Raw genomic sequence first — 25,179 nt, 5'->3', positions numbered from 1 at the left:
TTCCCACGGACACGGAAAGTCATCAAGAGGGCACGCTCGGCGCGCGAGGGCGCCGGGCGTGCCCCCGGTCTGCGGCCTCGGTCCCGCGGTGGCGTCAGGCCCCGCGGTTCAGGTACCCGAGCATCTCGTCGTGCAGCAGGCCGTTCGAGGCCACCGCGTTGCCGCCGTCCACCCCGTCCACCCCGTCCAGGCTGGTGAACCGGCCGCCCGCCTCCTGGACCACGACCGCGACGGCGGCCATGTCCCACAGGTTCAGCTCCGGCTCGGCGCACAGGTCGAGCGAGCCCTCCGCGACCATCATGTACGGCCAGAAATCGCCGTACGCCCGCGTACGCCAGCACGCGCGCGTCAGGTCCAGGAAGCCCGCGAGCCGGCCCTGCTCCTCCCAGCCGCCCAGCGAGGAGTACGCGAACGAGGCGTCGCCCAGGGAGGCCACCTTCGACACCGACACCGGCCCGGCCGGCTCACCCAGCGCGCCGCCCGCGAAGGCGCCGCCGCCCTCCGAGGCCCACCAGCGGCGGCCCAGCGCCGGGGCCGACACCACGCCGACGACCGGGCGGAACACCCCGTCCGCGCCCTCCTCCATCAGGGAGATCAGCGTCGCCCAGACCGGGACCCCGCGCACGTAGTTCTTCGTGCCGTCGATCGGGTCCACGACCCACCGGCGCGGCCCGCCGCCCTTCAGCCCGTACTCCTCGCCGAGGATCGCGTCGTCGGGGCGCGCGGCCTCGATCCCGGCCCGGACGACCTCCTCGGCGGCCCGGTCGGCCTCGGTCACCGGCGTCATGTCCGGCTTCGTCTCGACCTGGAGGTCGAGGGCGCGGAAGCGCTGCATCGTGGTGGCGTCCGCCGCGTCGGCGAGTTCGAGGGCGAGGCGCAGGTCATCGGCATATGTGGACATGACCGAACAGTACCGAGAGTCGCCGGGCCCGGTGGGCGCAGTCCACAGTGCGGCCGGGATGCGCCCTTGACGGGATCTGGCGGTCCGTCAACCCTGGTGGGGATGTGCGGCGGGCGAACCCAGCGGGGAGGTGGCGATGCCGACGGCCCGTGAGTCCCTGCTGCAGGCGGCCGAGGCCGCACTGGCCGCACGGCCCTGGCCGGCCGTGCGGATGGTCGAGGTCGCGGCCGCCGCCGGGGTGTCGCGACAGACCCTCTACAACGAGTTCGGCGGCAAGGCGGGCCTGGGCCGGGCCCTGGTACGCCGCGCCGCCGAGTGGTACCTCGACGGGGTGGAGCGGGCGCTGGCCGCCCCCGCCGCGCGCGGTTCCGCCGAGCGGCTCGCCGCCGTCGCCGAGTGGACCGTACGGGCGGCCCGCGCCCGGGTCCTCGTACGGGCCCTGCTGACGGGCTCCTGGGGGCCGGGCCTGCCCTCGCCGCCCCCGGCCGGGGGACGGCAGGCGCTCGGGCCGGGGGAGCTGACCCGTGCGGCCCGCGACCGGGCCGCCGCCGCGCTGCCGCAGGAGCCGGCCCGCCGCTGCGAGCTCGCGGTACGGCTCGCGCTGTCCTACGTGGTCGCGCCGGGGGAGCCGGGCCAGGAGCCGGCGGCGGTGGAACTGCTGCGGCTGCTCAGTGTGCCGAACCGGAGAGCTGGAGGCCGATGACCCCGAGGATCACCAGGGTGATCGAGACGAGTTTGAGGGTGGAGACCAGGTCGCCCAGGAAGACCATGCCGTAGATCGCCGTCCCGGCCGCCCCGATGCCCGTCCACACCGCGTACGCCGGACCCACGTCCAGCTTCTTCAGCGCCAGGGTCAGCAGCCCGAAGCTGCCGAGGGCGAAGCACGCGAAGGCGATCGTCGGCCACAGCCGGGTGAACCCGTGGGAGAGCTTGAGGCAGACCGCGAAGCCCGTCTCCAGGATCCCGGCGACCACGACCAGCAGCCACGCCATGGCGTACGCCTCCCCGCGTCAGGTGACTCGGCGCCACTTGGTGCGATTATGCATTTACCAGACGCGGCCGGCGGCAAACCCCGCCGGACGGTCAGCCCGGCGCCGGACGGCACGGCGCCGGACCGCGGTCAGTCGCCCTCGCGGCGCTCGCGGGTCCGCAGCAGCCGCCGCAGCGAGTACAGCCGCGCGGGGTCCGCGTGGCCCTCCTCCACCCACCGGTCCAGCGCGCAGTCCTGCTCGTCGTGGCTGCACGCGCGCGGGCACTCCTCCGTGCCCGGCACCAGATCCGGGAAGGCCAGGACCACCCGGGACGGGTCCACGTGGTGCAGCCCGAAGGAGCGCACGCCCGGGGTGTCGATGACCCAGCCGTCCCCGGAGGGCAGCGGCAGCGCGAGCGCCGAGGTGGTGGTGTGCCGGCCGCGGCCGGTCACGGCGTTGACGTGGCCGGTGGCCCGCTGGCGGCCCTCGGCGACGAGCGAGTTCACCAGGGTCGTCTTGCCGACCCCGGAGTGGCCGACGAACGCGGTGATCCGGCCCTCCAGGCGCTCGCGCACCCGCTCGGCCGCGTCGCCCGTCTCCAGCTCCTCGCGGTTGGTGACCACGTAGTCCAGGCCGAAGGTCGAGTACACCTCCAGGATCTTGTCCGCGGAGGTCAGGTCGGACTTGGTCAGGACCAGCAGGGGCTCCAGCCCCGCGTCGTACGCCGCCACCAGACAGCGGTCGATCATCCGGGGCCGCGGCTCCGGGTCGGCCAGCGCCGTGACGATGGCCAGCTGGTCGGCGTTGGCGACGACCACCCGCTCGTACGGGTCGTCGTCGTCCGCGGTGCGCCGCAGCACGGACTTGCGCTCCTGGATCCGCACGATCCGCGCCAGGGTGTCCTTCTTGCCGGACAGGTCGCCGACGAGCGACACGTGGTCGCCGACCACCGCCGCCTTGCGGCCCAGCTCGCGCGCCTTCATGGCGGTGATCTTGCGGTCCTCGACCAGGCAGGTCAGCCTGCCGCGGTCCACGGTGAGGACGAAGCCGTCCGCGGCGTCCTCGTGCTTGGGCCGGATGTTCGTCCGCGCCCGGTTGCCCTTGGGGTTCGGGCGCTGGCGGATGTCGTCCTCGTCGGTGTGCTTGCCGTACCTGCGCATGACCGGGCCCCTACGCTCCCGCTCCCGTCGTGCCTCGCGGAGCTCGACCGAGCATGCCGGCCCACATCCCGGGGAAGTCCGGCAGGGTCTTCGCGGTCGTCGCCACGTTCTCGATCTCCACACCCGGCACCGCCAGGCCGATCACCGCGCCGGCCGTGGCCATGCGGTGGTCGTCGTAGGTGTGGAACACGCCGCCGTGCAGCTTGCGCGGGCGGATGCGCAGGCCGTCCTCGGTCTCGGTGACGTCACCGCCGAGACCGTTGATCTCCGCGGTCAGCGCCGCCAGCCGGTCCGTCTCGTGCAGCCGCAGGTGCGCGACGCCCCGCAGGACCGACTCCGAGTCCGCGAGCGCGGCGACGGCCGCGATGCCCGGGGTCAGCTCGCCGACCTCGCCCAGGTCCACGTCGATGCCGTGGATCTTGCCGGTGCCGGTGAACACCAGGCCCGCCTCGGTCAGCTCGCAGGAGCCGCCCATCGCGGTGAAGATCTCGCGCAGCGCGTCACCGGGCTGCGTGGTGCGCAGCGGCCAGTCCGGGATGGTGACCGTGCCGCCGGTGATCAGCGCCGCGGCCATGAAGGGCTGGGCGTTGGACAGGTCCGGTTCGACGACCAGGTCCCGGCCGAGGAGCGCGCCCGGCGTCACCCGCCACACGTCCTTCTCGCCGCCGGCCTCGGGGGTGTCGACCTGGGCGCCCGCCGCGCGCAGCATGTCCACGGTCATCCGGATGTGCGGCATCGACGGCAGCCTGCCGCCCACGTGCCGGACCTCGACGCCCTGGTTGAAGCGCGGCGCGGACAGCAGCAGCGCCGAGACGAACTGGGAGGAGTTGGAGGCGTCGATCTCGACCGTTCCGCCCTCCAGGGCCCCGCCGCCCTGGACGGTCATGGGCAGCGCGCCCCGGCCGTCGTCGTCGATCCGGGCACCGAGCGCGCGCAGCGCGGTGATGACCTGGCCGAGGGGGCGCTCGTAGGAGCGCGGGTCGCCGTCGAAGCGGATGTCGCCGTCGGCCAGGGTGGCCACGGGCGGCAGGAAGCGCATGACCGTGCCCGCGTTGCCGACGTCGACGGTGGCGGGGCCGTGCAGGGCCGCCGGGATGATCCGCCAGGCCTCGCCGCTGTCGCCGTCGGCGGAGCTGGAGGAGACGGTCTCCTCGATGCCGACGCCGAGCGCCCGCAGGGCGTCCGACATCAGCTGGGAGTCGCGCGAGCGCAGCGGGCGGCGCACCCAGCCCGGCTCGGCGGCGAGGGCGGCGAGCACGAGGGCGCGGTTGGTGACCGATTTGGACCCCGGCACGGTGACGGTGGCGTGGACGGCCGCCTCCGCGAACGGAGCGGGCCAGAGGTCGTGGAGCGCGGGGGTCTCGGTCATGGCCCTTACTTTAGTGGCTTCCCACGGCCCCGGATCTGGACGGCGGCCCCGTCTCAGAGGGCGAGCAGCCAGCGTCCTCCGCCGATGAGGCAGCACAGGGTGACCGTGTGGAACAGGAGCAGCCAGGCGATGGGATGCACGTGCGTGAGCCGGCCCAGCTGGTCCGCGTCGGACTCCGGCGCCGCCCCGCCGCGGCGCTGCGCCTGGAGCTCGAACACCGGCCGCACCGAGCCCAGCAGCAGGAACCACACCACCGCGTACGCGAAGGCCGCCTGCACCGCCTCCGGCGCCTTCCAGGACACCAGCAGGAAGGTCCCGCCGGTGAGCACCACCGTCAGCAGCCCGTACGCGTTCCGGACCATCACCAGCATCACCAGCAGCAGGGCGGTCGCCGCCCACAGCAGCAGGGTGATCCGGTGCGCCGCCAGCAGGGCCGCCCCGCCCAGGCCCAGCAGCGCGGGCGCCGTGTAGCCGGCGGCGAGCATCAGGACCATGCCGATCCCGGTCGGCTTGCCCCAGCTGAGGGTGACCCCGCTGGTGTCGGAGTGCAGCCGGATCCCGGTGAGCCGGCGCCCGGTCAGCAGGGCGAGCAGCCCGTGGCCGCCCTCGTGCGCGATGGTGATCGCGTTGCGGGCCACCAGCCACACCGGGCGGGGCGCCACGACCGCGAGCGCGGCCAGTCCCGTCGCCACCACCAGCCAGAAGGCGGGCTCGGCCTGTATTCCGGTGAGCCGGTCCCAGAGGCCGGCCGTCGTGCTGCTGTCCATGGAGTGGCGGACTCCTTGCGGTCGGGTGTCGGGTCCATGGCAGTGTGTCAGCCATGTGCGGAAGGTTTGCGGCGAGTCGGACGCCCCAGGAGCTGGCGGGGATATTCGGGATCGAGAGGTGGGAGCCGGGCGAGACCCTGGCCCCCGACTGGAACGTGGCGCCGACCAAGGAGGTCCACGTCGTCCTCGACCGCCCCCTGAAAGACGCGCGGGACCCCCGTCCGGTTCGCCAGCTGCGGGTCCTGAAGTGGGGCCTGGTCCCCTCCTGGGCGCAGAACCCCGAGGGCGCGGCCCGGATGATCAACGCCCGGTCGGAGACCCTGCACGAGAAGCCGTCCTTCCGCCGCCCCTTCGCACAGCGGCGCTGCATCGTCCCCGCCGACGGGTACTACGAATGGGTCACCGCGCACGAGGAGCGGGAGCTGGAGGTCGAGGGGAAGCGCAAGCGGGCCCGCAAGCAGCCCTACTTCGTGCTCCCCGCCGACGGCTCCGTCTTCGCGATGGCCGGGATCTACGAGTTCTGGCGCGACGGGACCCTGCCCGCCGACCACCCCCGCGCCTGGTGGGCCACCTGCTCGGTGATCACCGCCGAGGCGGAGACCACCCCGCTCGGGGTGGCGCCCGCCGAGGGGCCGCGCTCGCTCTCCGAGATCCACCCCCGGATGCCGCTGATGCTGACCCCGGACCGCTGGGACGCCTGGCTGGACCCCGCCCGGACCGACGAGGACGGGCTGCGGGACCTGCTGGCGCCCCCGCCGGGCGGGCTGATGCGGGCCTACCCGGTCGCCACGGCCGTGAGCAGCGTCCGCAACAACGGCCCGGAGCTGCTCAGGGAGCTGGAGGGCCCCGAGGAGGCGACCCTCTTCTAGGCCGTGTCTTTCGGATCAGGCCGGGCCGGCGGCGCCTGGCACCGCGCCTCGCCGCGTTCTCGTCGGTCGACGACGCTCCGCGTCGCCTCCCTCCTCGGCCTTGCGATGCACGGCACCAGCCGCCGCCGGCTGATCCGGCCTGATCCGAAAGACACGGCCTAGCCCCCCCCGGGGGTGCCCTTGCCGGACTCGGGCGGGGCGGCCCGGCAGGATGGGCCCATGAGCACCCGTACCGAGAGCGTGGACGCCCCCGTCGGCGAGGCCCGGATCACCTGGCACACCGCCCGCGCCGCGAAGCTGGTGCTGGCGCTGGGCCACGGCGCCGGCGGCGGCATCGAGGCCCGCGACCTCCAGGCGCTGGCCGCGGCACTGCCCGCCCGGGGCGTCACCGTCGCCCTGGTCGAGCAGCCCTGGCGGGTCGCCGGGAAGAAGGTCGCCGCCGCGCCCAAGGTGCTGGACGAGGGCTGGCGGGCCGTGTGGCCCGCGCTGGAGCGGCCCGGCCTGCCCGTGGTGGCCGGCGGGCGCAGCGCCGGGGCCCGGGTGGCCTGCCGGACCGCGGCCGAGCTGGGCGCGGCCGGGGTGCTCGCGCTGTCGTTCCCGCTGCACCCGCCGGGCAGGCCGGAGAAGTCCCGCGCCGAGGAGCTGCTGGGCGCGGGGCGGCCCGCCCTGGTGGTGCAGGGCGGCCGGGACCCGTTCGGGCGGCCGGAGGAGTTCCCGGCGGGGGAGTACGAGCTGGTGGAGGTCCCCTCCGGGGACCACGGCTTCGCCGTGCCGAAGAAGGCGGCCCTGACGCAGGAAGAGGCCCTGGCGGTCATCACGGACGCCGCGGCCCCCTGGCTCGCCCGCCTCACGGGCTGACCGGCACCCCGGCCGGACCCGCGACGGGCGCCCGGGCAGAGCAGCCCCGGACGGGGCCGGGGGCCGGACCTGACAGATTCCGGCGTGACCCCGCTCACCCGGTCCCGCCCGGCCGCGGAATCCGGCGAAAACCCTTGGCGCGCCGGGGAATGCGCTGCCCCGGCCGCCTGTTGTGGGGAATGTCGGAACGCAGGGGAAAGACGTCGGAGGAGAGGGAGCGCATGACCCAGGTCATCAGCCAGAACCGCCCGCAGGCCGCTGACCTGGAATGGACGGTGCTGCCCGCCCCCAAGCGCGAGTCGCTTCGGGCGGCGGAGGGCCGGGAAGGTCGACTATTCTCCGATTCGAGCGGATCCGCTTTCGGAGCCGCCACGCTGTCGGAGGAGGTGGGTCCTGTCGCTGGGACCGACGAAGGCCAGGCACAGGAGACGACCGCGGAGCGCAACGCGCGTTTCGAGCGGGACGCCCTCGGCTACCTCGACCAGATGTACTCCGCCGCGCTGCGCATGACGCGTAACCCGGCCGATGCCGAGGACCTGGTCCAGGAGACCTACGCGAAGGCGTACGCGTCCTTCCACCAGTTCCGCGAGGGCACCAACCTCAAGGCGTGGCTCTACCGCATTCTGACCAACACGTTCATCAACTCCTACCGCAAGAAGCAGCGCGAGCCGCAGCGCAGCGCGGCCGAGGAGATCGAGGACTGGCAGCTGGCGCGCGCCGAGTCGCACATGTCGACCGGTCTGCGTTCCGCCGAATCGCAGGCGCTCGACCACCTGCCCGATTCGGACGTGAAGGAAGCGCTCCAGGCCATTCCGGAGGAGTTCCGCATCGCGGTCTATCTTGCCGACGTAGAGGGCTTTGCGTACAAGGAGATCGCGGACATCATGGGTACACCCATCGGTACGGTCATGTCGCGGCTGCACCGTGGGCGCCGTCAACTCCGCGGAATGCTGGAGGACTATGCCCGCGAGCGCGGGCTGGTCCCCGCCGGCGCGGGAGAGTCGAACGACCTGAAAGGCTCGGGCTCATGAGCTGCGGAGAGCCGCACGAGACGGAGTGCGCCGAGGTCCTGGATCATCTGTACGAGTTCCTGGACCACGAGATGCCCGACAGTGACTGCACGAAGTTCGAGACGCACTTCGGCGAATGCAATCCCTGTCTGGAGAAGTACGGCCTGGAACAGGCCGTGAAGAAGCTGGTCAAGCGCTGCTGCGGATCGGACGACGTACCGAGCGATCTCCGCTCGAAGGTCATGGGACGGATCGAACTCATCCGTTCGGGCCAGGCCGTGCCCGAAGGTGACATCACCGCCGGGCCCGCGACCGGCTGAACCACCGCCCCCGGAAAGCCACTTCGTTCACTCGAAGGTGCTAATCCGGGGGCGCCCGTACGGCGCAATGCGAAAATGTGCCCCGCTCCGTTCGGGGGCCGACCTATTCTCCCCTCGCGGTACCGCTCACTTCCGGTACCCGGTTTTCCCGGCCCCTGGGGGAGGAGAGCGCCATGCGGGTACTTCCGCCGATGGCGCGCGCCTGCGTCCTCGCCGCCGTCCTCGCGGCCGCGGCCTGCGCGGCCCCGGCCCTCCTCGCGGGCTCCGCGACGCCCTGGCCCGCCGTCACCCTGCTGGCCCTCCTCTACCTGGGCTGCGAGTCGGCACGGAACCTCCCCGTCCTGGGCCGTCGGGTCCCCGAGGGCATCGGCTCCTTCTTCCCGGTGGTGATGGCCGCCGTCTTCCTGCTGCCGCCGTCGGCCGCCGCGCTCGTGGCCGTGCCGGGCGGACTCGCGCAGCGCGTCGTGCGGCGGCCCGCCGGGGTCCGCCGGATCTGGCACGCCGCCCAGCAGGCGACCGCCGCGTGGGCGGCCGGGCGGGCCTACGGACTCCTCGGCGGCCGCGAGGCCCTCACCGGCCGGGGCGGCGCCCCCGCGGCACCGCCCGGCGCCGGCCCCGTCGACTGGGTGGCCGACTTCCCGTACGTGATGCTCCCCGCCGCCGTCGCGGCCGGCGTCTTCTGCCTGGTGCTCACCGCCCTCGACGGTGCCGTCCTCGCCGCCGCCGAGGGCCGGCCCGCCGCCACCGCCTGGCGCGGACTCGCCACCGGTTCCCTCGCCCCGCACTGCGTGCACGGGCTCGCCGGCCTGATGATGGCCGTCATGTGGCGCAGCCCCTACGGGGTCCCGGCCGCGCTGCTCGTCCTGCTGCCGGTGTACATCTCCTGCTGGGTCTTCGCCCAGTACCACCGCGAGCGCGCCGCGCACCGGGCCACGATCCGCGCCCTCGTCCAGGCCGTCGACATCAAGGACCGCTACACGCGCGGACACAGCGAACGGGTGGGCCAGGCCTCCGCCATGATCGCCCGCGAGCTGGGCATGCGCGACGACCGCCTCGAAGTGGTCCGGATCGCCGGGATCCTGCACGACGTCGGCAAGCTCGGCGTGCCGACCCGGCTGCTGCGCAAGGACGGCCCGCTCACCCCGGAGGAGCGCCGGACCATCGAACTGCACCCCGAGTACGGGCACGAGATGGTGCGCGGCATCGGCTTCCTCGGGGAGGCCCGGTCCGCGATCCTGCACCATCACGAGCGGGTCGACGGCTCCGGCTACCCGTACGGGCTCAGCGGCGAGCAGATCCCGGTCCTGGCCCGGGTGGTGGCGGTGGCCGACTCCTTCGACGCCATGACCTCCACGCGCTCCTACAGCCGGGCCCGGCCGGTGGCCACCGCCCTCGCGGAGCTGGAGCGCTGCGCGGGGGCGCAGTTCGACCCGGCGATGGTGCGGGCCCTGGTCGCCGCCATCGGCCGGCACGGCTGGCACCCCGTGGTCACCTCGGACGAGGACCTCCAGGTCATCCCGGCCACCCCGGCCGCGCCGGCTGCCCCGGCTGCCCCGGCGGCCCCGGCTGCCCCGGCGGTCCCGGCGGCCCCGGCCGCCCCGGCCGCCCCGGGCCCGCCGCGGCAGGAGGCCGCGGCGGGCCCCGAGGACGCGGTCGGGGACGGCGCCGGCACCGGCCCCGGGGACGGAGCCGCCGGGGCGCGGGCCGCCCGTCCCGCCGGGCGTGATCCGGCCGGGCGGGCCGGCGGTGGCCGGTGAGGGCCCTCGCCGGCTGGGCCGTCCGCGCCGCCGCGGGGGTGCTCACCGCCGCCGCGCTGGGCCACACCCTGTGGACCGGCGTCGTCGAGCCCGGCACCGCCCTCGCCTTCGGCACCCTGGTCGCCCTCGGTGAACTCGCCCGCCGCGACCACCGCACGGCCCGCGCCGGCGGGGGCGCCGGGGCCGCCGGGTACGGCCGGCCCGCACCGCTCGGCTCCGCCGGGGCCCTCGCGTACGCCCTGCTCGGCCACAACGCCGGGCACCCCACCCACCACGGGGTGCTCCAGACCGTCGCCGTCGTCGTCGCGGCCGCGCTCGCCGGCACCGTCCCGCACATCGCCCGCGGCCACGGCCCGGCCCTGGACCACGTGGCCCGCCGGGTCCTCACGGTGGCCTTCGCCGCCGCCTGCTTCCAGCCCCTGTACAACTCCGGGCGGCTCGGCGAACGGCTCGGGCAGGGCCCGTACCTCGTCCTGTTCCTGCTGCTCCTGCTCGGCCTCACCGCCCTGTGCGACGCCGCCCTCGCCGCTGCCACCGCCGTGGCCCGCACGGGCTGGCCGTACGCGCCCCTGCTCCGCGACGAGCTGCGCGCCCTGCCCGGCGCCGGCTCGGCGATCTGCGCCACCGGCGTCGTGATGGCCCTGGGGGTGGCGGTGGCCGGCCTGTGGGCCCTTCCGGTGTTCTGCGTGCCGCTGCTGCTGACCCAGATGTCCTTCCACCGGATCACCGCCGTCCGCACCACCTACCGCCAGACCATCACCTCCCTCGCCCGGGCCACCGAGATCGCCGGGTACACCGCCCCCGGGCACGCCCGCCGGGTCGCCGCCCTCAGCTGCGCCGTCGGCCGCGAGCTGGGCCTGTCGGAGCGGGAGCTCACGGTCCTGGAGTACGCCGCGCTGATGCACGACATCGGCCAGCTCTCGCTCGTCGACCCCGTCCCCGCCGGGGCCACCGCCGGGCTGCCCGCCGCCGAGGCCCGCCGGATCGCGGAGCTGGGCGGCGAGGTGGCCCGCCAGACCGGGGTGCCGGCGGAGGTCGCGGTGATCGTGGAACGCCAGGCGGACCCGTACCGCGAGCAGCCCGTCGCCGCCCGGATCGTGCGCGCGGCCAACGCGTACGACGACCTGGCGGGCGGCGGCCGTCACCCGGGCGGCTCACTGGCCGCCCTCGAACAGCTGCGCCTGGGTACCGGGCGCGACTACCAGCCGGAGGTCGTGGAGTCCCTGGCGAGGGTTCTGGCCAGGGGCGGACGCGGCAGAGTCGTACCCGTTCCGCCGGGGTAACCCATGGGTAATGAGCGGCCGTCCGAGCGGGCATGGTTGGATGCAGTAGGAGTGTCCGTGAGGGTGTGCGCAGAGCTGCACCCGGCCCCCAGCCACCGCTGGGGGTGCCCCCAACCAGGCGGGAATCGTGAGGATCTTCGGGAAGGTACGGCATCGGCCCTCCGCCTCGTGGCGGCAGGCCACCGACCGCGCGTTCACCCTGATCGGCGACGGCCGGTACGAGGACGCCGGCGCGCTGCTGACCAGGGCTGCCGACCTGGAGCCCTGGCTGTCCGAGTCCTGGTTCAACCTGGCACTCCTGCACAAGTTCCGGCACGACTGGGAGCAGGCCAGGGCCGCCGGACTGCGCGCCGTGGCCCTGCTCGACCGGGAGACCGGCGCCCCGGACTGGTGGAACGTGGGCATCGCCGCGACCGCGCTGCAGGACTGGCCGCTGGCCCGCCGGGCCTGGCAGGCGTACGGGCTGAAGGTGCCCGGCGACCCGCACAGCACGGCCGGCACGGGCGAGCCGGTGGGCATGGAACTGGGCAGCGCGGCCGTACGGCTGTCGCCCGAGGGCGAGGCCGAGGTCGTGTGGGGCCGCAGGCTCGATCCGGCCCGGATGGAGGTCCTGTCCATCCCGCTGCCCTCCTCGGGACGGCGCTGGGGCGAGGTCGTCCTGCACGACGGGGTGCCGCACGGCGAGCGGATCACCGCGGCCGGCCCCTCGTACCCGGTCTTCGACGAGATCGAGCTGTGGGCGCCCTCGCCGGTGCCGACCTGGGTGGTGCTGCTGGAGGCGGCCACCGAGGCCGACCGCGACGCCCTGGAGCAGCTGGCCTCGGACGCCGGCTTCGCCGCCGAGGACTGGTCGTCCTCGGTGCGGCTGCTGTGCCGGACCTGTTCGGAGAGCGCGATGCCCAGCGGCGAGGACAACGGCGACCACCTGGACCCGCACGACCACAGCGAACCGGGCCACCCCGGCCCGCTGGGCCACCGCACGGCCGGATCCGGCTCCCTGTGGGTGCCCGAACGCGAGTGCGGCATCGCGGCCCCGGCCGGCCTGGTGCGCGGACTGCTGGACAGCTGGGTCGCCGACGGCCCCGACAGCCGCGAGTGGCGGGATCTGGAGGAAGTCTGCTGACCCCGGGCCGTAGGCTGTACGGGCACACCACGGACTTGAGGGAAGGCGTACGGCGGACATGGCGCAGCAGGAGAACCAGGTGACCCCGATCGACGACGAGGGCTACGTCGTGGACACCGAGGACTGTGAGGCGCGCGAGCTGGCCTACCGCGAGCGCGGCACCTCCCGCCCGATCACGGTGGTCGGCAACCCGGTGCTGCACCGCGAGTGCAAGGACGTCACCGAGTTCGGCGACGAGCTGGCCCGGCTGATCGACGACATGTTCGCCAGCCAGAAGACCGCCGAGGGCGTGGGCCTGGCCGCCAACCAGATCGGCGTGGACGCCAAGGTCTTCGTCTACGACTGCCCGGACGACGACGGCGTGCGCCACACCGGCGTCGTGGTCAACCCCAGGCTCGTGGAGCTGCCCGCCGCGAACCGCGTGCTGGACGACTCGAACGAGGGCTGCCTGTCGGTCCCGACCGCGTACGCCTCGCTGGCCCGCCCGGACTACGCCGAGGTCACCGGCCAGGACGCCCAGGGCAACCCGATCAAGGTCCGCGGCACCGGCTACTTCGCCCGCTGCCTCCAGCACGAGACGGACCACCTGTACGGCTACCTGTACATCGACCGCCTCTCGAAGCGCGACCGCAAGGACGCGCTGCGCCAGATGGCGGAGAACACCCCGCGCTACGAGGTCGTCCCGAACGACTGATCCCGGCCGCGCGCCGCACGCGTACGAAGGCCCCGCTCCGGTTCCGGAGCGGGGCCTTCGTCTGTGGGGGGAGCGGCCGGCGCGCGAGGTGCGGGGCGCGGTCGGGCGCACCCGGATGACATCACCGTCGCCGGGGCCCGGCCAGACCCGCCCGCCCCGAATGTCAAGTCACGGTCGATTACCGGCCGTTGGGTCGGGGCGGGCCACCCTGCCGGGTCTAGAAGTCCTCGTCCAGGTCGACCGTGCCCTCCACGGCGACCTGGTAGGCCGACGGGCGGCGCTCGAAGAAGTTCGTCAGCTCCTGGACGCCCTGCAGCTCCATGAAGGAGAACGGGTTCTGCGAGCCGTACACCGGCGGGAAGCCGAGGCGCACCAGGCGCTGGTCGGCGACGCACTCCAGGTACTCGCGCATCGAGTCGGTGTTCATGCCCGGCAGGCCGTCACCGCACAGGTCGCGGCCGAACTGGAGCTCCGCCTCGACGGCCTCCTTCAGCATGTCGGTGACCTGCTGCTGGAGCGCGTCGTCGAAGAGCTCCGGCTCCTCCTTGCGGACCGTGTCGATGACCTCGAAGGCGAAGCTCATGTGGGCGCTTTCGTCCCGGAACACCCAGTTGGTGCCGGTCGCCAGGCCGTGCAGCAGGCCGCGCGAGCGGAACCAGTACACGTACGCGAAGGCGCCGTAGAAGAACAGGCCCTCGATGCACGCGGCGAAGCAGATCAGGTTCAGCAGGAAGCGGCGCCGGTCGGAGGCCGTCTCCAGCTGGTCGATCTTCTCGACCGAGTCCATCCACTTGAAGCAGAACTGCGCCTTCTCGCGGATCGACGGGATGTTCTCGACCGCGTCGAAGGCCGCCGCGCGGTCGTCCGGGTCGGGCAGGTAGGTGTCCAGCAGCGTCAGGTAGAACTGGACGTGCACGGCCTCCTCGAACAGCTGGCGCGACAGGTACAGGCGCGCCTCCGGGGAGTTGATGTGCTTGTACAGCGTCAGGACCAGGTTGTTCGCCACGATCGAGTCGCCCGTCGCGAAGAACGCGACCAGGCGGCCGATCATGTGCTGCTCGGCCGGCGTCAGCTTCGCCAGGTCGGCGACGTCGGAGTGGAGGTCGACCTCCTCCACCGTCCAGGTGTTCTTGATCGCGTCCCGGTAGCGCTCGTAGAAGTCCGGGTAGCGCATCGGGCGGAGCGTGAGCTCGAAGCCCGGGTCGAGGAGGTTCTTCTTCTCGGTGGAGCTCATTACTGGCAGGCCTCGCAGGACTCGGGGTTCTCAAGGGAGCAGGCCAGCGCCTCGGCGTCGAGGGCCTGGGGCAGCTGGGTGGGGGTGGCGGCGGCCGGGACGGCGGCGGCGCCGGAGGCCGCGCGGGCGATCTTCGTCGCCGGGCGCGAGCGCAGGTAGTAGGTGGTCTTCAGGCCCTGCTTCCAGGCGTACGCGTACATCGAGCTGAGCTTGCCGATGGTGGGCGTCTCCAGGAACAGGTTCAGCGACTGGCTCTGGTCCAGGTACGGCGTACGGGCCGCCGCCATGTCGATCAGGCCGCGCTGCGGGATCTCCCACGCCGTGCGGTACAGCTCGCGGATCTCGGCCGGGATCCAGCCGAGGCCCTGGACGGAGCCCGAGGAGTCGCGCAGCGCCTCGCGGGTCTGCGCGTCCCACACGCCGAGCTTCTTGAGGTCCTCCACCAGGTAGCCGTTGACCTGGAGGAACTCGCCGCTGAGGGTCTCGCGCTTGAAGAGGTTGGAGACCTGCGGCTCGATGCACTCGTACACGCCCGCGATCGAGGCGATCGTCGCCGTCGGGGCGATGGCCAGCAGCAGGGAGTTGCGCATGCCGGTCTTCGCGACGCGGGCGCGCAGGGCCTCCCAGCGCTCGGGCCAGTGGCGCTCGGTCTCGTAGTGGTCCGGGTGCAGGACGCCCTGGGCGGTGCGGGTCTCGGCCCAGGCCGGGAGCGGGCCGGAGCGCTCGGCGAGGTCGCAGGAGGCCTCGTACGCGGCCAGCATGATCCGCTCGGCGATCTTCGTGGACAGGGCCTTCGCCGCGGCCGAGTCGAAGGGCAGGCGCAGCTTGAAGAAGACGTCCTGGAGACCCATCGCGCCCAGGCCCACCGGACGCCACTTGGCGTTGGAACGGCCGGCCTGCTCGGTCGGGTAGAAGTTGATGTCCACCACGCGGTCGAGGAAGGTCACGGCGGTGCGGACGGTCTCGTCCAGGCGCGCCCAGTCCATCTCGCCGTCGGCGACGAACGCGCCGAGGTTGACCGAGCCGAGGTTGCAGACGGCGGTCTCGCCGTCGTTGGTGACCTCGATGATCTCGGTGCAGAGGTTGGAGGAGTGGACGACGGTGCCGGGCAGCGCGGTCTGGTTCGCGGTCCGGTTGGAGGCGTCCTTGAAGGTCATCCAGCCCTGGCCGGTCTGCGCGAGGGTGCGCATCATGCGGCCGTACAGGTCGCGGGCCGGCATGGTCTTCTTGGCGAGGCCGGCCGCCTCCGCCTTGACGTAGGCGGCGTCGAACTCGTCGCCGTACAGGTCCACCAGCTCGGGGACGTCGGCCGGGGAGAACAGCGACCAGTCGGCGTCGGCGTTCACGCGGCGCATGAACTCGTCCGGGATCCAGTGGGCGAGGTTGAGGTTGTGCGTACGGCGCTGGTCCTCGCCGGTGTTGTCGCGGAGCTCCAGGAACTCCTCGATGTCCGCGTGCCAGGTCTCCAGGTAGACGGCGGCGGCGCCCTTGCGGCGGCCGCCCTGGTTCACGGCGGCGACGGAGGCGTCGAGGGTCTTCAGGAACGGCACGATGCCGTTGGAGTGGCCGTTGGTGCCGCGGATCAGCGAACCGCGGGCGCGGATGCGGGAGTACGAGAGACCGATGCCGCCGGCGTGCTTGGACAGGCGCGCCACCTGGTGGTAGCGGTCGTAGATCGAGTCCAGCTCGTCCAGCGGGGAGTCCAGCAGGTAGCAGGAGGACATCTGCGGGTGGCGGGTGCCGGAGTTGAAGAGCGTGGGGGAGGACGGCAGGTAGTCGAGCCGGCTCATCAGGGTGTAGAGCGAGGCGACTTCCTCGACGGCCTGGACCGACTCGTCCTCGGCGAGGCCGCAGGCCACGCGCAGCATGAAGTACTGCGGGGTCTCGATCACCTGGCGGGTGATCGGGTGGCGCAGCAGGTAGCGGCTGTGCAGGGTGCGCAGGCCGAAGAAGCCGAAGCGGTCGTCCGCGCCCTCGGCGAGCGCGTGCTCGACCAGCGCGTCCAGGCGGGCGGCGTGGGCGGCGACGAACTCGGCGGTGCGGTCGGCGATCAGGCCCTCGCGGTGGCCGACGGCGACGGACTCGGCGAAGGAGGTCGCGCCCTGGCCGGCGGCCTCGTCGGCCACGGCCAGCGTCAGCAGGCGGGCGGCGAGCCGGGAGTAGGCGGGGTCCTCGGAGATCAGGCCCGCAGCGGCCTCGGTGGCCAGTCCGCGCAGCTCGGCCTCGTCGGCGGAGGCGCTGCGGCCGCGCAGGGCGGCGGCGGCGACCCGGCCGGGGTCGGTGTCGGGGAGGTCGGCGGTCAGCTCGGTGAGAGTACGCAGCAGCGCGGCCCCCGGGCCTTCGGTGGTGTCGCCAGAAACGGACTCGGCGCGCGGTGCGGAAGGCGCGATGGTCACGGCGGGAGCTCTCCCTCGCTCGGCCCGGCCGTCGGCGGAGCGGGGCGCGGAGGCGCATGCGGGCGCGACGGGATCGCGTACTCACCACATGGCGTCCACCGGCCCAACCGCGAGGCCCGGACGTGTCGGCACCCGGTTCGGTCGACCCGGGCGCACTGTCGGCAGGTCCTCGGACTTTTCATACCGTTGCGGGACAGTTCCGGATTCGCACCGGATTCCCCTGCGGCGACAGCGAGGATGAGCATACATGTGGGGGGCCGCCCGTGCGCGACCCACCACATGTTGTGTCGGCGCGGCTACAGCTCCAGACGGTAGGTCAGCAGTTTCAGGGCCGGGAGGGGCGACCAGTCGAGTTCCGGAGTGCGGACGAAGCCCAGCCGCTCGTAGATCCGCTGGGCGCCCAGCATGGCGGGCTGGGTGGACAGCAGCAGGGCCGCCACCCCCAGGGCGCGGGCCCGTTCGGCACAGGCCCGCACGAGGGCCTCCCCGACGCCCTTGCCGCGCGCCTCGGGGGCCACCGCCAGCATCCGGAATTCCGCCTCGGCCGGTCCGGCCACGTCGGCGAGCCGGCTGCCGGGTGCGGCGAACGTCACTCCGCCGAGCACCCGGCCGTCCTCCACGGCGACGAGCACCTCCCCGTCCCCGGCCCGCCCGGCGACGTCGCGCAGGACGTTCAGGTAGGTGTCGTCGTCGTTCAGGTCCAGCAGCCCGTCCCCGCTGTAGGCGGCTCCGGTGATCTCCCCGAGCCGCCCGTACTCGTCGGCCCGCGCCGTTCTGATCTCGAAGTCCATGCCGCCGAGTGTGCCGGACGGGTGCCGGTGGTCGGCGCTATCGTCGGAGACAGCACCGTCCTTGGAAGGCGAGCGAGGCATGACCGTGATGACCGACCACCGTCCCCACATGCTGACCGAGAACTTCGAGGAGATCGCCCGCATAGGCGCCAGAGTGGAGGAAGGGCTGCGGCTGGAATTCATCGACGGGACGCTGAGGAGTAGGGCCGTGCCGGACAGTGACCACGCGCTCATCATTGAGTGGCTGACGCGGGTCTGTATGCAGCACCGGCCCGAACTTTGGCTCTACGGTGAGCTGGGGCTGAAAGTCCAGCAATATCGCCAAGGCCGCGCGAGGCCGGACGGCGTCCTGGCGCCCAGCGGCTCCATCGGCGGGCAGGGCGACTGGGTCGAGCCGGAGCCTGTGCTCATGGTCGTGGAAGTGACCTCGTACGACTCGGACACCGACCGTCGGGACCGCCACGAGAAGCCTCGCGCCTACGCGCAAACGGGGATCCCCGTTTATCTGCTGATCGACCGCGACAAGTGCCTGGTGAGCGTCCACAGTGAGCCTGACGGGCAGCGGTACGAGCGCGTGCTGACCGTCCCCTTCGGCAAGGAGATCGAGCTCCCCGACCCCGTCGGCATCGCTCTCCCGACTGAGCCCCTCAAGGACTGGGTGCGCTGACCCCGGCCAAGCCGAAGGGCCCCGCCGTCTCGATGTGAGGTGGCGGGGCCCTTCGTACGCGAAGGACGGCCTCAGCAGCAGCGGAAGCCCTCGCGGGGGTCCGCCTCGCGGGCGTCGGTGCGGGCCCGTTCGAAGGCGCGCCGGGTCAGGACCTCGGCGTCCGGGTCGTGGGAGCGGGCGTGCGCCACGTAGCGGTCGTACGCGGCCTCACCGGAGAACTCCCGTACGTAGAACCGGGCCTTCGCCAGCGCCCCCCGCACCCCGCTCACGCGACGGGCTCCTTGGCCGCCTTGCCCCCGCTCCCGTCGAGGCCGGCGGCCGCGAGCTCGGCCTTCTCCTCGGCGGTGGCGATGAGCCCGGCCGGGGCGATGATCCTCGACTCGGTCCACGGCACCTCGGAGAGGCGGACCGACTGCGGGTTCCGGGCGGCCTTGAGGCAGACCCGGGCCGCGTCCACCAGCACGACGACGATCAGGAGCGCGAACAGCGCCGACAGGACCCCGTCGACCGTGGCGTTGGTGACCACGGTGTGCATGTCGTCCATGTTCTTGGCGGGCGGCAGCACCTTCCCGGCGTCGATGCCGGTCTGGTACTTGTCGCGCTGCGCGAAGAAGCCGACCTTCACGTCGTCGGAGAAGACCTTCTGGTAGCTCGCGGTGAGGGTGACGGCCACGTCCCAGGCCAGCGGAACGCCGGTGACCCAGGCCCACTTGAGCCGCCCGGACTTGACCAGCAGGGTGGTGCAGACGGCCAGGGCGACCGCCGCGAGCAGCTGGTTCGCGATGCCGAACAGCGGGAAGAGCTGGTTGATGCCGCCCAGCGGGTCCTTGACGCCGACCCACAGGAAGTAGCCCCAGCCGCCGACGACGACGGCGCTGGCGAGCCAGACGCCCGGCTTCCAGCTGACGTCCTTGAAGGACTTGTGCACGTTGCCGAGGGTGTCCTGGAGCATGAACCGGCCGACGCGGGTGCCGGCGTCGACGGTGGTCAGGATGAACAGGGCCTCGAACATGATGGCGAAGTGGTACCAGAAGGCCTTCATCCCGGCGCCGCCGATGACCGACGAGAAGATCTCCGACATCCCGAGTGCGAAGGTCGGCGCGCCGCCCGTACGGGACAGCAGGCTGGCCTCCTCGACGTCCTTCGCGGCCTGCGCGAGGGCCTCCGGGGTGATGGCGAAGCCGAAGTCGGTGACGGCCTTCGAGGCAGTCTGGACGGTGGCGCCGATGACGCCGCCGGGGGAGTTCACCGCGAAGAAGAGGCCGGGCTCGATGATGCTCGCCGCGATCACCGCCATGACGGCGACGAACGACTCGGTGAGCATGGCGCCGTAGCCGATGACCCGGACCTGGGTCTCCTTCTGGATCATCTTCGGGGTGGTGCCCGAGGCGACGAGCGAGTGGAAGCCGGACAGGGCGCCGCAGGCGATGGTGATGAAGACGAAGGGGAACATCGAGCCGGCGAAGACCGGACCGTCGCCGCGGGTGGCGAAGTCGGTGACCGCGGGCATCTTCAGCGTCGGCATCGCGATCACGACACCGACCGCCATCAGGGCGATCGTGCCGACCTTCATGAAGGTGGACAGGTAGTCGCGGGGCGCGAGCAGCAGCCACACCGGCAGCACCGAGGCGACGAAGCCGTACACGACCATCCAGATGACCAGCGTCTCCTTCTCCAGGGTGAAGGTGCCCGCCCAGGAGGAGTCGGCGACCCAGCCGCCGGCGACGATGGCGAGGAGCAGCAGCGCGACGCCTATGACGGAGACCTCGGTGACCCGGCCCGGCCGCAGGACGCGCAGGTAGACGCCCATGAACAGGGCGATCGGGATGGTCATGCCGATGGAGAAGACGCCCCAGGGGGAGTGCGCCAGGGCGTTGACGATGACCAGTGCGAGGACCGCCAGCAGGATGACCATGATGACGAACACGGCGACGAGGGCGGCGGCGCCGCCGACGGGGCCGATCTCGTCGCGGGCCATCTGGCCGAGGGAGCGGCCGTCGCGCCGGGTGGAGAAGAACAGGGTCACCATGTCCTGGACGGCGCCGGCGAAGATGACGCCGGCGACGATCCAGATGGTGCCCGGCAGGTAGCCCATCTGCGCGGCCAGCACCGGGCCGACCAGGGGGCCGGCGCCGGCGACGGCGGCGAAGTGGTGGCCGAAGAGCACGCGCCGGTCGGTGGGATGGAAGTCGACACCGTTGTCGAGGCGTTCGGCGGGGGTGGCCCGCGTCTTGTCGAGCCGCAGGACGCGGGTGGCGATGAAGCGGGAGTAGAAGCGGTAGCCGATGGCGTACGAGCCCAGCGCGGCGGCGAGCAGCCAGGCGGCCGAGATCTCCTCACCGCGGGACAGTGCGAGCACGCCCCAGCCGAGGGCCCCGACGAGGGCCACGCCCACCCAGACGGCGATCGACTGCGGGGAGGCCTTCCCCGAAGAGGAGGGCGAGCCCGGCCCGCCGCCTTGACCCGCCGCTTCTGTCCCTGTTGCTCCCGGTTCCGGCATGACCCTCGTCCCCTCGTTGATCATTTGCGTAAACGCACGGAATCTACGGGGGCTTGACCGGTGGAAGTAAGCCCCCGTCCGCATAGCGGTACGAGCGTCTACCGAGGGCCGTGGGCAGTCAACAGCTGATCACGTAGCGGGTCGCTGGAGGCGGGCCACGAATTTGTAACGGTCGCCGCGATATACCGATCGCACCCATTCGACCGGTTCTCCGTCGGCGTCCAGGGAGTGCCGGGAGAGCATCAGCATCGGCAGGCCCACGTCGGTCCCGAGCAGTCCGGCCTCGCGCGGGGTGGCCAGGGAGGTCTCGATGGTCTCCTCGGCCTCGGCCAGCCGGACGTCGTACACCTCGGCGAGGGCGGTGTAGAGCGAGGTGTACTTGACGAGGGAGCGGCGCAGCGCCGGGAAGCGCTTGGCCGAGAGGTGGGTGGTCTCGATGGCCATCGGTTCGCCGCTGGCCAGGCGCAGCCGCTCGATGCGCAGGACCCGTCCGCCCGTGGCGATCTTCAGCAGGCCCGCGAGGGTGTCGTCGGCGGTGACGTACCCGATGTCCAGGAGCTGGGACGTGGGCTCCAGGCCCTGGGCGCGCATGTCCTCGGTGTAGGAGGAGAGTTGCAGCGGCTGGGAGACCTTGGGCTTGGCGACGAAGGTGCCCTTGCCCTGGATGCGCTCCAGCCGGCCCTCGACGACGAGTTCCTGCAGGGCCTGCCGGACGGTGGTCCGGGAGGTGTCGAACTCGGCCGCGAGAGTACGCTCGGGCGGCACGGGCGTGCCGGGGGGGAGCGTTTCGGTCATGTCGAGCAAGTGGCGCTTGAGTCGGTAGTACTTGGGCACGCGCGCCGTGCGAGTGGCCGGCCCGCCTTCCGGCTCCGTGGTCGCCCCTTCGGTGGCCATCGCCGCCCGCCTTCCCGACTCCAGTTTCGCTGCCGTCACCGGCTCCTCCGATATGTGCGGTCACATGGTGACACGGGCGGGAGGGCAGGCCTCCTCCCCTCCCCCAGGTGTCGGTCCGATAACGGACCGAGCACCCGCTCATTAGACCCTTGACACCCCTAAAGGTCTAGGCCAAGCTCCCGGTACTGGTCTAAACCAATGTGGATCAGATCCCGGCCCCACGGCAGTACTTGGTACGTACGTCACCGCGGCGGGCGAGGGAAGGTGCAAAGCAGCAGCATCCCTGAGGAGGGTGGCGTGAAGCGCAAGCTCATTGCGGCGGTCGGTGTCGTGGGCATGATGGTCGGTGTCGCGGCGTGCGGCAACGGCGGCGACGACAAGCCGGAGTCCGACGCGTCGGGTGGCGCCAAGGAGATCACCGTCTGGGTCATGGACGGTTCCGCTCCCAAGGCCTGGATCGAGCAGGTCAACAAGGAGTTCTCGGCCAAGCACCCCGGTGTCACGGTCAAGGTCGAGGAGCAGAAGTGGACGGGCATCCAGGAGAAGGTCACCACCGCCCTCTCCGAGAACACCCCGCCGGACGTCCTTGAGCTCGGCAACACGCAGACCGCCGGCTACGCGGTCACCGGCGGCCTCGCCGACCTGACCAAGGACAAGGCCAAGCTCGGTGCCGACGCCTGGCAGAAGAGCATGCTCGCCTCCGCCGAGGTCGAGGGCAAGCTCTACTCCGCCCCCTGGTACGCCGCCAACCGCGTCGTCGTCTACGACAAGAAGGCCTACGAGAAGGCCGGCGTCACCCCGCCGAAGACCCGCGACGAGTGGATCGCGGGCCTGGAGAAGCTGAAGGCGTCCGACCCGTCCGCCCAGCCGATCTACCTGCCCGGCCAGAGCTGGTACATCCTCGCCGGCTTCGTCTGGGACGAGGGCGGCGACCTCGCGGTCAAGGACGGCGGCAAGTGGAAGGGCCAGCTGGCCACCCCGCAGGCGGCCTCCGCCATGGACTTCTACAAGAAGCTCCAGTCCTTCTCCACCGCCCCCAAGGACAAGGACGAGGCCACCCCGCAGCAGTCCACCGACATCGTCCCCAAGGGCGGCGTCTCCTCCTGGATCGGTCTCGGCTGGGAGGCCGGCGGTGCCGAGAAGGCCCTGAAGGACGCGGGCAAGGAGGCCGACTTCGGCTACTTCCCGATCCCGGGCAAGACGGCCGACAAGTCCGGCACCGTCTTCCTCGGCGGCTCCAACCTCGCCGTGGCCGAGCGCTCCAAGAACAAGGAGCTCGCCAAGGAGTGGCTGGCCCTCGCCACCGGCAAGGACCAGATGACCAAGTACGCCGCCGAGGTCAAGGGCGCGCTGCTGCCGAACCAGACCGCCGCGAACTTCGCCCCGGCCGCCGGCTCCTTCGCCGAGGCCATGGCCAAGGCCGGCGCCAACGGCAAGATCACCCCGGTGACCGCCGGCTGGGCGAACGTCGAGACCGAGCCGAACCCGATCAAGGAGTTCATGACCAAGGTCCTGAAGGGTGAGGACGCCGCCAAGGCGGGCGCGGAAGCGGACAAGGAAATCGCGAACCGCATCAACAAGTAACGGCCCCACCCGGCAGTACCCGCACAGCCCAGCAGTGTGAACGCACCGGGGAGTGCGGCGGGCGGCCAGCCGCCCGCCGCGCCCCCGGTCGCGCATTTGACTCCACAGTCAACCGCGAGGAAGCCAAGCCATGACCGTGCACTCCCAGGGAGCGACGACCAGCGCTCCACAGGACGCACCACGCAAGTCCGCCGGACGGCCGCCGCAGGCACCCACCGCCGAGGCCGGCCCCAGTGATACGTCTCCTCGCGGGGGCAGAAGGCCGCTCCCCACCGGGTGGCTGCCCTACCTGCTGGTCCTGCCCGCCGTGGCCAGCCTCGCGCTCCTGCTGCTGTACCCGCTGATCAAGAACGTGATCCTGTCCTTCCAGGACATCAACAAGATCGAGTTCATCCAGCGGAAGTACCCCTTCGCGGGGTTCGCCAACTACACCCAGCTGCTCGGCGACTCGAACTTCTGGACCGTCGTCGTCCGCAGCTTCGCCTTCACCTTCGCCAACGTCGTGCTGATCATGGTGATCGGCAGCCTCATCGGCATCCTGCTCAACCGCCTCGGCAAGTGGATGCGCCTGGTCCTGTCCATGGCCCTGGTGATGGCCTGGGCCATGCCGATCGTCGCCTCCGTCCAGGTCTTCTACTGGCTGTTCGACGAGCAGTTCGGCGTCATGAACTGGGTGATGCGCACCCTCGGCTTCTCCGGCTACGAGCAGCACAACTGGTTCGAGACCGGCTTCTCCACCCTCACCATCGTCACGATCCTGGTCGTCTGGGGCTCCATCCCCTTCGTCGCCCTCAACATGTACGCCGGCCTCACCACGGTCGGCGCCGAGCTGTACGAGGCCGCCCGCATGGACGGCGCCAACGGCTGGCAGACCTTCTGGAAGGTCGTCTTCCCCAACCTGAAGCCCTTCTTCCTGGTCACCACGTTCCTCGAGGTGATCTGGGTCTTCAAGGCCTTCACCCAGGTCTACGCGATGAACAAGGGCGGCCCGGACCGCGCCTCCGAGATCCTCCCGGTCTTCGCCTACGTCGAGGGCCAGAGCCAGGCCCACTACGGCCTCGCCGCCGCGATCTCCGTCCTGACGATCGTGATCCTGCTGGTCGTCATGTCCTTCTACTTCCGCCTGATCCTGAAGCAGGAGGAGGAGCAGTGAGCACCACCACCGCCCCGGACAAGCCCGCACAGCAGCTGCGCACCCGCAAGCCGCTGCGCCCCGCCACCGTCGCCAAGAACGCCGGCGCGGTGCTCCTGGCCCTGGTCTTCGTCTTCCCCGTCTACTGGATGTTCTCCTCGGCCCTCAAGCCGAACAGCGAGATCCTCACCAAGGACCCGGTCTTCGTCTTCACCCCGACCCTGGACAACTTCTCCAAGGCCACCGGTGTCACGAACTTCTGGACGTACGTCACCAACAGCCTCGTCGTCACCGTGGGCGCCGTCCTGCTGGCCCTGCTGGTCGCCCTCGCCGCGAGCTTCGCGATCGCCCGCATGAAGTTCAAGGGCCGCAAGGGCCTCGTCCTCGGCGTGATGATGGCGCAGATGGCCCCCTGGGAGGTCATGGTCATCGCGATGTACATGATCGCCCGCGACGCCGAGATGCTGAACAGCATCGGCCTGCTCACCGCGATCTACTTCGTGATGGTCCTCCCCTTCACCATCTGGACCCTGCGCGGCTTCATCGCCGCCGTCCCGGTGACCCTGGAGGAGGCCGCCCAGATCGACGGCTGCACCCGCGGCCAGGCCTTCCGCAAGGTGATCTTCCCGCTGCTGGCCCCCGGCCTGATGTCCACCTCGCTCTTCGGCTTCATCACCGCCTGGAACGAGTTCGCGATGGTCCTGATCCTCAACAAGGACAAGACCGCCCAGACCCTGCCCCTGTGGCTGACCCAGTTCAAGACCGCCTTCGGCAACGACTGGGGCGCCACCATGGCCGCGTCCTCGATCTTCGCGATCCCCGTCCTGGTGATCTTCATCTTCCTCCAGCGCAAGGCCGTCGGCGGCATGACCTCCGGCGCCGTGAAGGGATAACGGACC

24 protein-coding genes and 1 riboswitch are annotated in these 25,179 nt (G+C 72.0%); of the genes, 13 read left to right on the top strand and 11 right to left on the bottom strand.

Annotated elements, in window-relative coordinates; translation table 11 throughout:
• Positions 1-94 precede the first annotated feature (94 nt).
• Complete coding sequence (hisN, locus tag ABD973_RS10150) at positions 95-901, bottom strand: histidinol-phosphatase (RefSeq protein ID WP_125594293.1); 807 nt, start codon at positions 899-901, stop codon at positions 95-97.
• A gap of 136 nt (positions 902-1,037) precedes the next feature.
• Between hisN and ABD973_RS10145 the strand changes: the two genes are divergently transcribed.
• A complete protein-coding gene (locus ABD973_RS10145; RefSeq protein ID WP_125594292.1) occupies positions 1,038-1,604 on the top strand; it encodes a TetR/AcrR family transcriptional regulator in 567 nt (188 codons plus the stop codon).
• Here ABD973_RS10145 and ABD973_RS10140 read toward each other — a convergent pair.
• The 4 genes from ABD973_RS10140 to ABD973_RS10125 form a co-directional block, all read right to left on the bottom strand.
• Positions 1,570-1,893, bottom strand: a complete 324-nt coding sequence (locus ABD973_RS10140) for a DMT family transporter (RefSeq protein ID WP_007266432.1) — start codon at positions 1,891-1,893, stop codon at positions 1,570-1,572. The two genes, ABD973_RS10145 and ABD973_RS10140, sit on opposite strands and share 35 nt — an antisense overlap.
• Positions 1,894-2,021: 128 nt before the next feature.
• Positions 2,022-3,032: a ribosome small subunit-dependent GTPase A gene (gene rsgA / locus ABD973_RS10135; RefSeq protein WP_125594291.1), complete on the bottom strand. Its 1,011-nt coding sequence runs from the start codon at positions 3,030-3,032 to the stop codon at positions 2,022-2,024.
• Between the two features lie 10 nt (positions 3,033-3,042).
• Positions 3,043-4,401, bottom strand: a complete 1,359-nt coding sequence (aroA, locus tag ABD973_RS10130; protein ID WP_125594290.1) for a 3-phosphoshikimate 1-carboxyvinyltransferase — start codon at positions 4,399-4,401, stop codon at positions 3,043-3,045.
• Between the two features lie 53 nt (positions 4,402-4,454).
• Positions 4,455-5,168 (bottom strand): M50 family metallopeptidase, encoded by a 714-nt coding sequence (locus ABD973_RS10125; protein WP_125822448.1) that lies wholly within the window; start codon positions 5,166-5,168, stop codon positions 4,455-4,457.
• Between the two features lie 53 nt (positions 5,169-5,221).
• Here ABD973_RS10125 and ABD973_RS10120 point away from each other — a divergent pair, with 53 nt between their 5' ends.
• The 8 genes from ABD973_RS10120 (at position 5,222) to def (ending at position 13,082) form a co-directional block, all read left to right on the top strand.
• Complete coding sequence (locus tag ABD973_RS10120; RefSeq protein WP_125822449.1) at positions 5,222-6,037, top strand: SOS response-associated peptidase; 816 nt, start codon at positions 5,222-5,224, stop codon at positions 6,035-6,037.
• 219 nt (positions 6,038-6,256) lie between these two features.
• Positions 6,257-6,895 carry an alpha/beta hydrolase family protein gene (locus ABD973_RS10115; protein ID WP_125822450.1) on the top strand — a complete coding sequence of 213 codons (639 nt, stop codon included), beginning with the start codon at positions 6,257-6,259 and terminating at the stop codon, positions 6,893-6,895.
• Between the two features lie 386 nt (positions 6,896-7,281).
• Entirely contained in the window at positions 7,282-7,926 is a 645-nt protein-coding gene (locus ABD973_RS10110; RefSeq protein WP_007266438.1) for a sigma-70 family RNA polymerase sigma factor, read from the top strand.
• Positions 7,923-8,225 carry a mycothiol system anti-sigma-R factor gene (gene rsrA, locus ABD973_RS10105; RefSeq protein ID WP_007266439.1) on the top strand — a complete coding sequence of 101 codons (303 nt, stop codon included), beginning with the start codon at positions 7,923-7,925 and terminating at the stop codon, positions 8,223-8,225. Before ABD973_RS10110 ends, rsrA begins: the two co-directional genes overlap by 4 nt.
• A gap of 173 nt (positions 8,226-8,398) precedes the next feature.
• A complete protein-coding gene (locus tag ABD973_RS10100) occupies positions 8,399-9,982 on the top strand; it encodes an HD-GYP domain-containing protein (protein ID WP_345499892.1) in 1,584 nt (527 codons plus the stop codon).
• Positions 9,979-11,265, top strand: coding sequence for an HD-GYP domain-containing protein (locus tag ABD973_RS10095; RefSeq protein WP_345499891.1), 1,287 nt, complete (start codon positions 9,979-9,981; stop codon positions 11,263-11,265). The genes ABD973_RS10100 and ABD973_RS10095 overlap by 4 nt, the downstream gene beginning before the upstream one ends.
• A gap of 127 nt (positions 11,266-11,392) precedes the next feature.
• Entirely contained in the window at positions 11,393-12,388 is a 996-nt protein-coding gene (locus ABD973_RS10090; RefSeq protein WP_125594283.1) for a tetratricopeptide repeat protein, read from the top strand.
• Between the two features lie 58 nt (positions 12,389-12,446).
• Entirely contained in the window at positions 12,447-13,082 is a 636-nt protein-coding gene (gene def / locus ABD973_RS10085) for a peptide deformylase (RefSeq protein ID WP_125822452.1), read from the top strand.
• 217 nt (positions 13,083-13,299) lie between these two features.
• Here the strand turns inward: def and ABD973_RS10080 are convergent, their stop codons facing one another.
• From ABD973_RS10080 to ABD973_RS10070, 3 genes are all read right to left on the bottom strand, one after another.
• Positions 13,300-14,316: a ribonucleotide-diphosphate reductase subunit beta gene (locus ABD973_RS10080; protein ID WP_185899166.1), complete on the bottom strand. Its 1,017-nt coding sequence runs from the start codon at positions 14,314-14,316 to the stop codon at positions 13,300-13,302.
• A complete protein-coding gene (locus ABD973_RS10075; RefSeq protein WP_125822454.1) occupies positions 14,316-16,712 on the bottom strand; it encodes a ribonucleoside-diphosphate reductase subunit alpha in 2,397 nt (798 codons plus the stop codon). Before ABD973_RS10075 ends, ABD973_RS10080 begins: the two co-directional genes overlap by 1 nt.
• Positions 16,713-16,867: 155 nt before the next feature.
• Positions 16,868-16,944, bottom strand: a riboswitch (adenosylcobalamin-variant (AdoCbl-variant) riboswitch).
• A gap of 64 nt (positions 16,945-17,008) precedes the next feature.
• The gene (locus tag ABD973_RS10070) at positions 17,009-17,503 is read right to left on the bottom strand and encodes a GNAT family N-acetyltransferase (protein WP_125822455.1); all 495 of its coding nucleotides are present in this window, start codon (positions 17,501-17,503) and stop codon (positions 17,009-17,011) included.
• Between the two features lie 79 nt (positions 17,504-17,582).
• On the opposite strand from ABD973_RS10070, the gene ABD973_RS10065 reads away from it, so the two are divergent.
• Positions 17,583-18,170, top strand: a complete 588-nt coding sequence (locus ABD973_RS10065; protein ID WP_345499890.1) for a Uma2 family endonuclease — start codon at positions 17,583-17,585, stop codon at positions 18,168-18,170.
• A 71-nt stretch (positions 18,171-18,241) separates the two neighbouring features.
• Here the strand turns inward: ABD973_RS10065 and ABD973_RS10060 are convergent, their stop codons facing one another.
• From ABD973_RS10060 to ABD973_RS10050, 3 genes are all read right to left on the bottom strand, one after another.
• Complete coding sequence (locus ABD973_RS10060; RefSeq protein WP_007266448.1) at positions 18,242-18,439, bottom strand: YbdD/YjiX family protein; 198 nt, start codon at positions 18,437-18,439, stop codon at positions 18,242-18,244.
• A complete protein-coding gene (locus ABD973_RS10055) occupies positions 18,436-20,670 on the bottom strand; it encodes a carbon starvation CstA family protein (protein ID WP_345499889.1) in 2,235 nt (744 codons plus the stop codon). Before ABD973_RS10055 ends, ABD973_RS10060 begins: the two co-directional genes overlap by 4 nt.
• A gap of 129 nt (positions 20,671-20,799) precedes the next feature.
• The gene (locus ABD973_RS10050) at positions 20,800-21,564 is read right to left on the bottom strand and encodes a GntR family transcriptional regulator (RefSeq protein ID WP_007266450.1); all 765 of its coding nucleotides are present in this window, start codon (positions 21,562-21,564) and stop codon (positions 20,800-20,802) included.
• A gap of 297 nt (positions 21,565-21,861) precedes the next feature.
• On the opposite strand from ABD973_RS10050, the gene ABD973_RS10045 reads away from it, so the two are divergent.
• From ABD973_RS10045 to ABD973_RS10035, 3 genes are all read left to right on the top strand, one after another.
• Positions 21,862-23,148: an extracellular solute-binding protein gene (locus ABD973_RS10045; protein ID WP_125594278.1), complete on the top strand. Its 1,287-nt coding sequence runs from the start codon at positions 21,862-21,864 to the stop codon at positions 23,146-23,148.
• Positions 23,149-23,278: 130 nt separating this feature from the next.
• Positions 23,279-24,301, top strand: a complete 1,023-nt coding sequence (locus ABD973_RS10040; RefSeq protein WP_345499886.1) for a carbohydrate ABC transporter permease — start codon at positions 23,279-23,281, stop codon at positions 24,299-24,301.
• A 35-nt stretch (positions 24,302-24,336) separates the two neighbouring features.
• Positions 24,337-25,173, top strand: coding sequence for a carbohydrate ABC transporter permease (locus tag ABD973_RS10035; protein WP_125594306.1), 837 nt, complete (start codon positions 24,337-24,339; stop codon positions 25,171-25,173).
• The last annotated feature ends 6 nt before the right edge of the window (positions 25,174-25,179 follow it).

It is taken from the genome of Streptomyces racemochromogenes (genome assembly GCF_039535215.1).
Lineage (GTDB): Bacteria > Actinomycetota > Actinomycetes > Streptomycetales > Streptomycetaceae > Streptomyces > Streptomyces racemochromogenes.
Note: the sequence above shows the minus strand (reverse complement) of the source record. Positions and strands in the feature narration are given on the sequence as shown.

Coding starts and splice junctions, on each gene's coding strand:
- aroA (WP_125594290.1), bottom strand. CDS start 4,401: ATGACCGAGACCCCCGCGCTCCACGACCTCTGGCCCGCTCCGTTCGCG.
- ABD973_RS10120 (WP_125822449.1), top strand. CDS start 5,222: ATGTGCGGAAGGTTTGCGGCGAGTCGGACGCCCCAGGAGCTGGCGGGG.
- ABD973_RS10115 (WP_125822450.1), top strand. CDS start 6,257: ATGAGCACCCGTACCGAGAGCGTGGACGCCCCCGTCGGCGAGGCCCGG.
- ABD973_RS10100 (WP_345499892.1), top strand. CDS start 8,399: ATGCGGGTACTTCCGCCGATGGCGCGCGCCTGCGTCCTCGCCGCCGTC.
- ABD973_RS10125 (WP_125822448.1), bottom strand. CDS start 5,168: ATGGACAGCAGCACGACGGCCGGCCTCTGGGACCGGCTCACCGGAATA.
- ABD973_RS10145 (WP_125594292.1), top strand. CDS start 1,038: ATGCCGACGGCCCGTGAGTCCCTGCTGCAGGCGGCCGAGGCCGCACTG.
- rsrA (WP_007266439.1), top strand. CDS start 7,923: ATGAGCTGCGGAGAGCCGCACGAGACGGAGTGCGCCGAGGTCCTGGAT.
- ABD973_RS10080 (WP_185899166.1), bottom strand. CDS start 14,316: ATGAGCTCCACCGAGAAGAAGAACCTCCTCGACCCGGGCTTCGAGCTC.
- ABD973_RS10140 (WP_007266432.1), bottom strand. CDS start 1,893: ATGGCGTGGCTGCTGGTCGTGGTCGCCGGGATCCTGGAGACGGGCTTC.
- ABD973_RS10065 (WP_345499890.1), top strand. CDS start 17,583: ATGACCGTGATGACCGACCACCGTCCCCACATGCTGACCGAGAACTTC.
- hisN (WP_125594293.1), bottom strand. CDS start 901: ATGTCCACATATGCCGATGACCTGCGCCTCGCCCTCGAACTCGCCGAC.
- rsgA (WP_125594291.1), bottom strand. CDS start 3,032: ATGCGCAGGTACGGCAAGCACACCGACGAGGACGACATCCGCCAGCGC.
- ABD973_RS10055 (WP_345499889.1), bottom strand. CDS start 20,670: ATGCCGGAACCGGGAGCAACAGGGACAGAAGCGGCGGGTCAAGGCGGC.
- ABD973_RS10070 (WP_125822455.1), bottom strand. CDS start 17,503: ATGGACTTCGAGATCAGAACGGCGCGGGCCGACGAGTACGGGCGGCTC.
- ABD973_RS10040 (WP_345499886.1), top strand. CDS start 23,279: ATGACCGTGCACTCCCAGGGAGCGACGACCAGCGCTCCACAGGACGCA.
- ABD973_RS10050 (WP_007266450.1), bottom strand. CDS start 21,564: ATGGCCACCGAAGGGGCGACCACGGAGCCGGAAGGCGGGCCGGCCACT.
- def (WP_125822452.1), top strand. CDS start 12,447: ATGGCGCAGCAGGAGAACCAGGTGACCCCGATCGACGACGAGGGCTAC.